Here is a 12032-nt window from a genome sequence, read left to right as displayed (position 1 = left end):
AATCCGGTAATATCGGAAGAGTCTGTTGCTGTCACGAATAACAGCCCGTCACCGCCGGACGCCGGAGCGACGACGCAGCAGGACTCTGACGGCGCCATGATTAGCGTCGTGTGCATGCGTGACGGCGAGGACAAGGCGCCGGAGATCATCGCGACCGAGCCAGAAAGGAAGCTCACGGCGCAGGATGCCGCCTTCGGCACCGGAACCGAGGCCTGTTACGATTTCGACGCAGCGGACATCTTCACGGTGAGCTGTGACCAGAAATTCGCGCAGGCGCAGGAAGGCAGCCTGAGCAGTCATACCATGCAGATCAAGGCGCCGTTCCACCTGGGTTTGTCCACGTGTCAGCCGCTTCCAGCTTCCGGTGTCGAGACCGGGCTGGGGTTTGCCGATATGAACAGCATCTGCGGAAGTTGAACAGTTTTTGCGTTTGATGGCCCTGTTTCGCAGATGGGTGGCCACAGCAAGTTCGCCAACGGTAAGAAAAGTCATGGCGCCGGGGGAGAGCGGGCGAATCGGTGTGCGGGGCGTGTCGCCGCCATCAGGTTTCTGCCTGATGCGAACGACGGGCTCAGCGGGATATCCGGCGTTCCGGCGAATGGCCTCTTTCTGCGGCGCGTGAGCCGTTTCTTTCGGCGGGACTTTCGGAACGTCGCTCCGCACGAGCGGCTTTACGCTGCGGGCAAAGCGCGCCCACAACTCCCGCTCTTCCTCGCGCATTGTTCTGCGCCGCACGGCCGTCCCCTTAACTTCACTGTTCTCCGCCAGTCCGGCAGCAGCATCTGTCTGATGGCTATGATGCGTCGTTCGGCCTTCCTGCCGCAAGGGGCAGTCCGGTTGTCGCTCAGCCTTGCGAAAAAATCATGCACTTCAGAGTAGCCGGCATGAGGGCAGAAACAGACCGAACTGAATTTCGGACACCTTAATAAAGGCTGTGCGTTATGAGCCGCAGCTGATGCCCTGGCAGTAATGACCGGAGATCTGCCGTGTTTTACATGACCCGTCCGACGAACCGTGTGCGCTCAGAAATCCAGGTTTCCGTAATAGCTTGGCGGATTGATACCCGGGACGCGATCATTCAGCAGTGCCCGGAAACAGGGGCGGGACTTGATCCGGGCGTACCAGTCGCGGGCGCCAGGAGATTTACTCCAGTCGATTTCGCCAAGGAAATCGAGGCAGGAAATATGCGCAGCGGCGGCAAAGTCGGCCAGGGAGAGAAAACCACCGGCCAGCCATGTGCGGGCTTCGGCAAGTTGGCCGATATAATCGAGATGCGGGCGGATATTGGCATATCCGGCGCGGAGAGCGTTGCCATCCGGATTGCCGCGACCGCTCAGACGTTTGAACACTTTTTCACCCAGAATATTACTGGTCACATCCCGTGCGAATTTATGGTCGAACCATGCTTCCAGCCGACGGACCTCGACACGCTCGGCAAGCGTGCGGCCCAGCAGGCAGGGGTCAGCGTAGGCTTCTTCCAGATACTCGCAGATAACATTCGAGTCCGGAATGGTCAGGCCATTATCCTCGACCAGCACCGGAACTTCCCGGGCCGGATTGAGACGCGCGAACTCAGGACGCTGCTCCCAGACCCGCTCTGTCAGCGGCTCATAAGGAAGGCGTTTTTCGCCAAGAGCCAGTCGGACCTTGCGACAATAGGGCGACAGAGGGAAGTGATGGAGTATCCGCATGGACATGGATTTAAGCGATCCCCGGGCTGTGCGCCAGTGTGTAAGAAACGTATCGGTTCTTCAGTCATCATATGATGGATTAATGTTCGGTAAGGATGATCCTCGACAGCGGGTTTTCTTCAGGATACCACCGTGACAGAAAGGCGCGCTGCTGACGGGTGCGTCATCAGATCTGACAGAAAGAATGCCCGAACAGTGAGTGCTCCGACAGCGAACTCGTCCTCTGCAATGGCGGACCCGGGAACCCTGCCAAGACTTCGGGCCGGAGGTCGGTCATTTCTGGCTCTGGTTCTGACCCCGGAAGTGCCGCTTGCGATCTGGCTTGAGGCGCTTGACCTTCAGGTCAGTCGTTCCGCCGGTTTTTTTGCCGGTAAGCCGATCATTCTCGACCTTAGTCTCGTTCCGCCCGAAACGCCGGAACTGGGTGCATTTCTGCCGGCCCTGACAGAACGCGGGCTGTATGTGATCGGCATTGAAGGCGCGGATCGTGACGAACCGGTTTTCGCGGACTGGATCTGGCCGGAGGGGCTGGCCGGGGGGCGCGCATCGCCTGAAGCCGATATTCCCGATGATTCGGTTGAGCTTCCGCCGCTTCCGCCGGGAGCGCTGATTATTGAGGAGCCTGTGCGCTCCGGCCAGCAGATTGTCTGGGCCGAAGGCGACGTGATCGTGCTCGGTTCGGTGGCATCGGGCGCGGAAGTGTCTGCCGGAGGATCAATCCATGTTTACGGCACGTTGCGGGGCAGGGCGATTGCGGGAATTGTCGGGCGACCCGGGGCGAGGATTTTCGCCCGGGTGATGGAAGCGGAGCTTCTGGCCATCGACGGGTTTTATGCGATTGCCGAGGAGATGCCGGCTGCGCTGATCGGGAAACCGGCACAGGCTGTTCTTGTCGATGAAACGCTGACACTCCGGCCTGTGACATGAGCGGCGCTGCTAAATAACTTTCCGTAAGGTCTTCGGTTTTACATTGCCGGGGGCCGGCATGCACATTACACACCTGGATCAATTGCTCTCTGCTGAGTGCTTTTTGAAAAAAGTATAAAGGACGAACGGTTTATGGCGCAGGTTCTCGTCGTTACATCGGGTAAGGGCGGTGTCGGAAAGACCACCACCACCGCTGCTCTCGGCGCGGCTCTGGCAAAGACCGGTAAATCCGTTGTGGTGGTTGATTTCGATGTTGGCCTGCGCAATCTGGATCTCGTCATGGGGGCCGAACGCCGCGTCGTTTTCGATCTGGTGAACGTGATTCAGGGTGATGCGAAGCTGGCGCAGGCTCTGATCAGGGATAAACGCCTCGAAAACCTGTCGTTGCTACCGGCTTCGCAGACCCGCGACAAAGATGCACTGACGGCGGAAGGTGTGGCAAAGGTCATGGCCGAGCTTAAAGAGAAGTTCGACTGGGTGGTCTGTGACAGCCCCGCAGGCATTGAGCGCGGCGCCCAGCTTGCGATGTCTCACGCCGATCAGGCGGTCATTGTTACAAATCCGGAAGTTTCTTCCGTGCGCGACAGTGACCGGATCATCGGAATGCTGGACAGTACGACGGAGAAGGCGAAAGCCGGTGAGAAGATGCCCAAGCATCTGTTGCTGACGCGCTACGATCCTGCCCGAGCAGCGCGCGGTGAAATGCTCAGTGTTGATGACGTTCTGGAGATCCTCTCCATTCCGCTTATAGGGATTATCCCGGAGAGCCAGGAAGTTCTCACCGCTTCGAACGTCGGTGCGCCCGTCACCCTGGCGGCTCCGGACAGTCCTCCGGCACGGGCTTATATCGAAGCGGCACGCCGCCTGACCGGCGAAAAAATCGATGTCACGGTCCCGACCGAGAAAAAAGGCCTGTTTGACTGGCTCTTCAAAAGAGGTGCGGCATGAGCTTCCTCTCCGGTTTATTTCAGAAAAAGTCGTCGGCTCCGGTTGCACGTGACCGGCTGCAGATCCTGCTCGCTCATGAACGGACCAGCGTTGGCGATGGAAAATCCGACCTTCTGATCCAGCTTCAGAAAGAGATCATGGAGGTTATCCGTAGGCATGTTTCGGTCGATCAGGATAAGGTTCAGGTCAAACTGGATCGCGGCGCCAGTTGCTCAATGCTGGAGATTGACATCGAAGTCCCCGGTTTGACGGACGGAAAATCTGCCAGTGCTGGCAAGGCTGTTGAAAAGCCGGATATGTGAACTGATTGATGATATTGGCCGCTGCTTCCATCGGATAATATCGGTCAGAACTCTTTACGTCACCCGGCCTTGCTGATGAATCTCAGTCAGCAGGACTGGGAATTTTCGTGTGGCGGCCGCCTGGTTCCTCAGCTATTGCGGAATGTATCGCCCTGGTTTCGCGGCTTCCTTCAATGGAACGCCACAGACAGGGCAAACATCATCAGCACATATATCGTCTTCCGGCGGTTTTCGGGGCGTTTGTCGGGTGTTCAGACCTTTGTGCAGGCTGTCTCCGGAGCTCTTTGGGAAAGTACACAAATGGGCGTTCAGACGTTGGAGGAAGAGCTCTTCCCGTAGCGACGTAAATCACAGTTTCAACCACGGTGATGCGTCTGATCGCGGTATCGGATAAAGCAGTGCCAGTGGTTCAACGAGGTGTTCAACCATCTATTGGTAAACAGATACTTTGCTTATAACCTGTGTTGCGAGTGGTATCCTGAATAATCTGACCTGTCGGGATGCAGTCGGGCATCTGCTTTCCCTGGTGCGGAATATTAAATTTCTAAAAAGACTTTCACAGCATCTGCAATTCATACAGCCGTCGGTACAACCCGCCTTCATGCAGCACCAGTTCCGCATGAGACCCGTCCTCGACAATAACGCCGCGTTCAAATGCCAGAATTCGGTCCAGTCCCACAACCGTCGCCAGGCGATGCGCAATCACAATGACCGTACGGTTAGCCATCAGCCGTTCCATCGCTTCCTGAACCAGGGCCTCGGATTCCGAATCCAGCGAAGCCGTGGCCTCATCCAGAATCAAAATCCGGGCATCTGCCAGAAAAGCCCGCGCAATCGCCACACGCTGCCGCTCGCCACCGGAAAGTTTCACGCCACGCTCGCCCACGAGCGTCTCATACCCTTGCCGGAGACGCGCAATAAAGCCGGAGGCATTCGCCTGTTCCGCCGCACACTCGATTTCTGCCCGGGACGCATCCGGCCGTGCATACGCAATGTTCTCGGCCAGAGAACGATGAAACAAAATCGGTTCCTGCTGCACAATCGCAATCTGTGCTCGCAGAGACGACTGCTGAACCGAAGCAATATCCACGCCGTCGATCAGGATCCGTCCGTCATTGATATCGTAAAGACGTTGCAACAGCTTCGTGAAAGTCGATTTCCCGGATCCGGAAGGCCCAATCAGTCCTACACGGCTTCCTGCCGGTATCATCATATCCAGATCCCGAAATAACGGTGCCGTCTGACCCTTATAATGAAACAGGACATGCTCAAACCGGATCTCTCCCAGCGTAATCACAAGAGGGAATGCACCCGGCACATCGGCCACAGCCGGAGGCTGATTCCAGATGGCCACCAGTTCTTCCATTTCGTTTACCGAACGCTGCACCACCGAAACCTGCTGTCCGATATCGCGCAGATATCCCTGAACCAGAAAGATCATCGTCAGCACATAAGCGACGTCACCCGGTCCCGCCCGCCCTTTCCACCACAGCCACACAACACAGGCAGCCAGCACAACCCGCATGATCGTTACTGCCAGATTCTGAATATTCCCGCTGTTCGTCCCACGCGTCCAGCTTCCGCCAGTCCGTCGTCGCCATACCGCCAGCGTCCGGCTAAGGCGCGCGTCCTCCCGTGACTCGGCGCCGAACGCCTTCACTACCGGATTGCAGGTAATCGCATCAGCCAGCGCCGCTCCCAGGCGACTGTCCCACCTGTTCGCTTTCCGCGCTCCGGGCGCCACATAACGTAGTGTCAACGCACAGGAGAGCGCCACAAACACCACAGACATTCCGCCCAGCAGAAAGCCCATAACCGGCCAGTGCCAGCCCAGAACCAGCGTCGTGCCGGTCAGAACCAGCATTTCCGGCACCAGCATCAGCAGCAGATTGTCGTTCAGCGCATCAATCGCCCACATCCCACGTGTCAGCTTGCGAACAGTCGAGCCGGCAAAAGTGTTCGCGTGCCAGTCCGTCGAAAATCGCTGCAACCGCGCAAAGCTCGTCTGCGCCACTTCCCGCATCATATTGAGCGTCAGCCAGGTAATACCGAGAAACGACATCCGCCGGCCCAGCAGACTGATCAGTCCGAGCCCCGCCATCGCCCCGAGCATCCACATCGCATCAGCCCGTGCCGCAAGTACAACCTCACCCGGCGCACCACCGGAGACGGCAGGCGCCACATGAGTCACATCCGAGATCAGCCGCCCTGCCACCAGGGGTGTCAGCACATCAGACAGTGTCGCTACCACCACTCCTGATACCGTCACCGCCAGATCGCGCGGCCAGTCCAGCCACCGCCGAACCGCGAAACGCAGTGTCGCCACAAACACGCCACCACTGGAAAGGGGCGCGCCTGGCACCGTCTCTGGTCCGGCAGGGCCGCCTGCACTCTGCACCTGAGCCGGACCGGGATGACCGGAAGCTTCAGCAGAGGAGGCAATGTCAGCACGCGCGTTCACAGTTAGGACAGAAACAGTTTCGGGAACTCTGGTCATAGGTCGCACATTTTAAAACAGGCATCCGACAGTTCGCACGGCAGTCTCAGCAAAGACAGGTCGCCAAAGCCATTTTGGAAAGAAAAGGGACAAAACAATATGGTCGAAGCCGCAGACTCGGGCTCCGCTTACCTGAACGAAGATGAACGGCGTCAGGCTGAAAAACACGCTGGCGTTGGTTCTCTGGTTATCTATGAAGTCATCCGTGAACAAGGGCTGGAGGAGCTGAAGCGCCCGACCGGCAGTCTCGCTCTGTCCGGCCTCGCCGCTGGCCTGTCCATCGGGTTCTCATTTCTAACCGAAGCCACCATCGCCGCCGGTCTCCCGGAAGCCGGATGGGCCAAACTGCTCGCCGCTCCTGGCTACAGCATCGGCTTCCTCATCGTCGTGCTCGGACAGCAGCAACTGTTTACCGAAACTACTCTTACAGCGCTGATCCCCACCCTTGCGCCCGGCGGTCGCGGCAATCTCGGAGATACGGCGCGCGTCTGGAGTGTCGTCCTGCTGGCCAACCTTGTCGGTACCTGCCTGTTTGCCGCCACAGTCGCCGCCAGCGTGCCAGGCGACGAAACTCTGCAAAAAGCCATGGTCAGAGTCGCCAGCCATGTTGTCGCCCAGCCTTTCCTGCCCACCTGCGAGCAGGCCGCCTTTGCCGGCTGGCTCATCGCTCTCATGGTCTGGATGCTCCCTGCTGCCGGTACTTCCCGTCCAGGTATTATCGTCATCATCACCAGCGTCGTCGCCATGTGCGGCCTTCCACACAGCATTGCCGGCTCTGCCGAAGCCGCTTATCTTGTTTTTACCGGACACGCCGCCCCGACTGACTATCTCGTGAAGTTTTTTCTTCCAACCCTGATCGGAAACTGTATCGGCGGAATCGCGCTTGTCGCCATGCTCAACCATGCCCAGGTCGCTGGCCAGATACAGGAACGCAGAGAACAGAAATCAGATGATATCAGCTGAGACTTAAAAACCCTTCATTACACAGGTCAGAGAAACAGGAAATACTGTCCGTCAGTAACGCGTAAGCCGTATCGACTCTGATCTGCAGAGAAAGTAAAAATCATATTGTGCTGATAAAATACCTTCTGGCCGCTGTCTTCGTGATCATGAACCTTTCATCGGCCATAAGCGCTACACCATCCGCCCGGCACAGTCGTCATCGCTGCTGATATCACCGACCAGGGCAGCACGGAAAACTGCTGCGTCCTCTCATCCACAGACCCGCATTATAACACAGCAGCCCTGAAACATTGTGAACAGTTTACCAGAGAGCCCGTCACACTCAACGGAATGCCTGTCAGGGAACGCAATCATATATTCACACTGCATTCCGATCCCGAATAAGTTTAGACGCCGTAGTTTACACAACACAGAACTCTGCCCTGCGCAGGGCGGGAATTGCAGATGACATGATTCCGGAAAATGAAATTAAGGGAGAGGTATCCCTTTTCAAAACCTGAGCAATATCCCGGAATTACAGTTCCGCCCACTGGCGAAGCAGATTATGATACGTCGCCGTCAGACCCAGCACCGCCGGATGATCGTCCTTCAGAATCTTGCGTGTTTCAATAATCGAGAGATCGAACTCATACAGTAGTACTCGCTGCATATCGTCACGAATCATCGACTGTGACCAGAAAAACGATGCCCATCGGCTTCCGCGTGTCACCTCGGAAACTCTGTGCAGACTCGTGGATGGATAAAGCACCAGATCTCCGGCCGGAAACCGCACTTTCTGAATCCCGAATGTGTCTTGGATCAGCAACTCACCGCCTTCATATTCATCCTGTTCACTCAGGAACAGTGTCGATGAAACATCCGTGCGGATACGAAACCCTGTTCCTGGCAATGGACGAATAGCATTATCGACATGTGCATGAAAACACATACCTTTGTCATACCGGTTAAAGAGGGGCGGGAAGACCCGCAAGGGCAGGGCTGCACTGTTAAAAACCGGATTACGTCCCAGCGCTCGCAGCACCAGATCACCCAGTTCCCGGCTTTCGGCACTGTCCTGCGGAATCTGAAGGTTGAACTTGGCCTTGGCCGACTGATCGCCCGCCGTCACCTTTCCATCTACCCACTGCGATTTTTCAAGCACTGCACGGCAATGAGAGACCTCGTTCCGTGTCAGAACTTCCGGAATATGGATCAGCATGATGGCTGAGACAGAAAATTCGGGATTACGTTCTTCATGATCTGCTTCCTCTGTATTGCAGAAATTTCATGCCAAACCGGGCATGTACGGAATGAAAAATTGTCGGGTTAGTAAATAAAGACAGCGTCACGCCGGAAATCATCCGAACAGAAAAAACTGTGACAACCAGTGATAAATATACTCTATAATCAGATGCATCCCGAAGTTCCATTGTCGGGAAAAGGCAAAGAATTTCAGAATATTTTAGTGTCAGAATTACGGAATTCAGCAATGATCGCGTAGTCGCTGTTCAGCATATCCGGCAATTCCTGCCAGTCGTGGGTCTTTCTCTCCGGCAAGAAGTGCAATGACAGATCGAAAAACATCGGAAAAACCAGTATCGATAGCGCGAAGGAGCCAGATCAGTGCCTGTTCGGTGTCCATCTTATCCAGATAAATACGCGCAAGATTCAGACAGCCCCAGCAGTCGCCTCCGGTTGCCGCAGCCAGAAAAAAATCTTGGGCGGCTTCCTGATCTACCGAAGAGATTACGCCTTCCTCAGCGATCAGTCCGAGCATGGTCAGGGCCTTGACAATCCCTTTCTGCGCCGCCCTGGCATACCAGTTCCAGGCCACGGCCAGATCGCGGCCGACTCCCTCTCCGGTCATGTAGAGATCTGCGAGATTGAACATCGCCCAGGCATCCCCGGCTTCAGCTGCCTCAGTAAAAAAGCCGGCTGCCAGAGCGGTGTTGCGGGGCGTGCCCCACTCCCGCTCATAGGCACGTCCGAGCATATTGAGGGCAAAAGCCGACCTGCTGCGCGCGGCAATCTCGAAAATTTCAAATGCCTGACGCTGTTCTCCCTTATTAAGACATATCTGCCCAAGAAGCAGAAGTGCTTCCGTATGGTTAATCGGATCCGAAGCCGAAGCCGGAACGGGCCGAGCTGCCCCGTAGTAAGGGCAACCTTTTTCTGGTGACGATTTTTCTGTCATTGCAATTCAGAACGTAAGACCGATATTGCCCAGGAATGTTCGACCGGACAGCGGCACAGCGCGGGAAGTTGAGAATGCCGAGCCGTAATTCAGATGGTTGGTCAGGTTGTTGGCGTTAAAGGACACCCGGTAATGTTTCATTTCCCAGGACAGCATCCCGTTGAGTGAGAATGTATATGGAATACGGGCCGTATTCGTTACATCGGGTCCGGACCAGTAACCGGACGCATACTGAGCACCACCGGCAATCTTGAGTTGTCCCCATCCATCATTCAGAATTCTTCTGGACAAATCATACGATGTCCACAGAGAGAAATTGTTGTGAGAAACCTGAGGCGCTTCATTCCCGCCGCTGGCCGCGCTGTGTGTGACTCTGCCATCCATGTAGGAATAAGAACCGTAGATCTGCCAGTTTCGCGTGATTTTGCCTGTCAGACTCAGTTCAATGCCACGAATACGCCGTCCGCTGCCCTGATCCGCAAATCCGGTGACCAGATCGCCATTCGTATCATAGTAATAAGAGTTATTTTCGCTGATCTGGAAAAAAGCGAGTGTTGTGCCAAGATGTTTATGAAGAAAATCCGCCTTGCTGCCAAACTCGAAAAGATCGCTCCGCTGCGGGCTGAAAGGTTTGCTGGCTGATGGCGTCTCGCCCGTGGTGCCTGACAGCGTTACCATTGAGGACACATCGGTACCTACCGGCTTGTAAGATCGCGAGAATGTAAAATAAAAAGATGCCATTTCAACTGGCGAATAAACGATACTTCCCGACGGACTCCACCGGTCTGCCTTCTGTGTACCCCTTGTCGCGGTCGGAGACTGGCCATATCCGGTTCCCCCCGGCGCGTAATAGCTACTGCTGAATGCATCCCATCTGGCTGTTCCGAAAAGAGTCAGTTGCTTTGTGAGATGAATACGATCAGAGAAGAATAGTCCGACATCTCTCTCATCGGCATTGCGGTAGCCGGAATTAGGAAATATTACATAGGCACCGTCAGACGTGCGGGTCGGATTGCGAATGGTCTGATCGTTTACACGCCCGTAGAACGTCCCATAATAGCGGTCGTCGTTCTCATAGTTTATGTCTACGCCTGCCTTAATTTCATGATGTATAAATCCTGTCCGGAAATGCGCATTTCCCATAAGGATGTTCTGCGCCCCCCAACCCTTCTGGTCGTAAGCCGCACCGCCACCGGCGCCATAGATAAGCGCCGGATCACCTCCCGCTCGGAACTCGGAAGCACAGGTGCCTGTGCAGGCACTAGGAGTAGTCGCGGTATATTCACGTTCGTATTTAGAGAGGCGCGTATCGTTCGTCAGGGTGAACCAGTTTGTGATGTCAGATTTCAGGGAAGATGTCAGATTATGAATATCTGAGTTGTCACGGTCAAAAGAACGAACATAAGTTGTATTGCGTGCCAGCCCGTGACTCGTAATCGGACGGTAAATGCCATCCGGTCCCTGGATCATGGGAACACCGTAATCCGGCACACTGTCCGCATGCATCCACTGCCAGTTCAGATGCCAGGATGTGCGGCTCCGCAGCCCCACACCAAGATCCACAGCAGTGCCGTAACGATTGGAATTCACCCGATCCCGGTCAGCAACATCCTGCCGGTTATACATGCCGTTGATCCGGATCGCGATGTCATCATTGATTTGGTAATTGACGTCCGCATTGCCGCGAAATAGCGAAGCGCTTCCAAACGCCTGATCGTATCTGTAAGAATCACCAGCATGTGCATGCTTCAGAGACTGGTTGATAATGCCACCGACATTGCCCGCGCCAAAATACTCCCCCGATGGCCCCTTGATAACCTGCACACTCTCTGTGTTGAATATATCCCGTGTGTAGGTGCCGAAATCCTTCAGACCATCGGTATACATATCACCGCGCGCCTGAAGACCCCGGATACGGAACTGATCGCCGTTCAGGCCCCCGTTGCCTTCGCCCGTGGACAGTGTGATTCCCGGAACATTCGCCAGCGCCTGATCCAGTGTGTAAGCACGCTGCTCTTTTATGATTTCCTGCGGTACAACCGTAATCGTTTGTGGTGTGTCCCTCACGGAGAGAGGCATCCGGGCAATATTTATTACCTGACTATTCGTGTTGCCTGCGGCCAGACCGGGATCATCTGATCGGTTTTCCCCCCCTACCCGGACAGCGCGAAGCCTGATGGTACGATCGGAAGTTGAAGTCTGATCCGGCTGGCTGGTTTCCTCAGCATTCGCGTCTCCGGATATAGCGCCAAGTCCGACGGATACGCCCAAGGCGATAGCTATCCGGAAGCCTCTGGTCTGCGAAGTGACCGGAGGCGGCTCTTTTTGACACATTTGTAATACTCCCGATATGCACTTGCGAAGTGGCTATTCGTTAACAGGTAACAATAAGACAACGCTTTGATAGTGATCACTTTCTGCAAATGCAAATGATTCGCACCTATGCGGGCGCGAAATATCAGACTGTTGCAGGGAAGACACAGGAACGCGCTGGACATCATATGTCATAATAAAAATTGTCTGGTATATCT

The 12032-nt window shown here is 55.4% G+C and carries 10 protein-coding genes; 4 read left to right on the top strand and 6 right to left on the bottom strand.

The window, feature by feature from the left end; genetic code table 11:
* Nucleotides 1-48: 48 nt before the first annotated feature.
* Together GOB90_RS10530 and fzlA are read right to left on the bottom strand one after the other, a co-directional pair.
* Nucleotides 49-825: a Smr/MutS family protein gene (locus GOB90_RS10530; protein WP_242011942.1), complete on the bottom strand. Its 777-nt coding sequence runs from the start codon at nt 823-825 to the stop codon at nt 49-51.
* 197 nt (nt 826-1022) lie between these two features.
* Complete coding sequence (gene fzlA, locus GOB90_RS10525; RefSeq protein WP_146887668.1) at nt 1023-1691, bottom strand: FtsZ-binding protein FzlA; 669 nt, start codon at nt 1689-1691, stop codon at nt 1023-1025.
* A gap of 228 nt (nt 1692-1919) precedes the next feature.
* On the opposite strand from fzlA, the gene minC reads away from it, so the two are divergent.
* The 3 genes from minC to minE all read left to right on the top strand — a co-directional run bounded on the left by minC (nt 1920) and on the right by minE (nt 3868).
* A complete protein-coding gene (gene minC, locus GOB90_RS10520; RefSeq protein WP_146887666.1) occupies nt 1920-2618 on the top strand; it encodes a septum site-determining protein MinC in 699 nt (232 codons plus the stop codon).
* Nucleotides 2619-2750: 132 nt separating this feature from the next.
* Nucleotides 2751-3566: a septum site-determining protein MinD gene (gene minD, locus GOB90_RS10515; protein ID WP_146887557.1), complete on the top strand. Its 816-nt coding sequence runs from the start codon at nt 2751-2753 to the stop codon at nt 3564-3566.
* Nucleotides 3563-3868 carry a cell division topological specificity factor MinE gene (gene minE, locus GOB90_RS10510; RefSeq protein WP_146887555.1) on the top strand — a complete coding sequence of 102 codons (306 nt, stop codon included), beginning with the start codon at nt 3563-3565 and terminating at the stop codon, nt 3866-3868. Before minD ends, minE begins: the two co-directional genes overlap by 4 nt.
* A gap of 556 nt (nt 3869-4424) precedes the next feature.
* Here minE and GOB90_RS10505 read toward each other — a convergent pair.
* Nucleotides 4425-6230 carry an ABC transporter ATP-binding protein gene (locus GOB90_RS10505; protein ID WP_261765947.1) on the bottom strand — a complete coding sequence of 602 codons (1806 nt, stop codon included), beginning with the start codon at nt 6228-6230 and terminating at the stop codon, nt 4425-4427.
* Nucleotides 6231-6464: 234 nt separating this feature from the next.
* Between GOB90_RS10505 and GOB90_RS10500 the strand changes: the two genes are divergently transcribed.
* Entirely contained in the window at nt 6465-7328 is an 864-nt protein-coding gene (locus GOB90_RS10500) for a formate/nitrite transporter family protein (protein WP_146887551.1), read from the top strand.
* 514 nt (nt 7329-7842) lie between these two features.
* Here the strand turns inward: GOB90_RS10500 and GOB90_RS10495 are convergent.
* The 3 genes from GOB90_RS10495 to GOB90_RS10485 all read right to left on the bottom strand — a co-directional run bounded on the left by GOB90_RS10495 (nt 7843) and on the right by GOB90_RS10485 (nt 11835).
* Nucleotides 7843-8526 carry a Fe2+-dependent dioxygenase gene (locus GOB90_RS10495; RefSeq protein WP_146887548.1) on the bottom strand — a complete coding sequence of 228 codons (684 nt, stop codon included), beginning with the start codon at nt 8524-8526 and terminating at the stop codon, nt 7843-7845.
* A 264-nt stretch (nt 8527-8790) separates the two neighbouring features.
* Nucleotides 8791-9501, bottom strand: coding sequence for a tetratricopeptide repeat protein (locus tag GOB90_RS10490; protein ID WP_146887546.1), 711 nt, complete (start codon nt 9499-9501; stop codon nt 8791-8793).
* A 6-nt stretch (nt 9502-9507) separates the two neighbouring features.
* The gene (locus tag GOB90_RS10485) at nt 9508-11835 is read right to left on the bottom strand and encodes a TonB-dependent receptor (RefSeq protein ID WP_146887544.1); all 2328 of its coding nucleotides are present in this window, start codon (nt 11833-11835) and stop codon (nt 9508-9510) included.
* Nucleotides 11836-12032: the final 197 nt, after the last annotated feature.

This window comes from Acetobacter oeni (genome assembly GCF_011516825.1).
Taxonomy (GTDB): domain Bacteria; phylum Pseudomonadota; class Alphaproteobacteria; order Acetobacterales; family Acetobacteraceae; genus Acetobacter; species Acetobacter oeni.
Note: the sequence above shows the minus strand (reverse complement) of the source record. Positions and strands in the feature narration are given on the sequence as shown.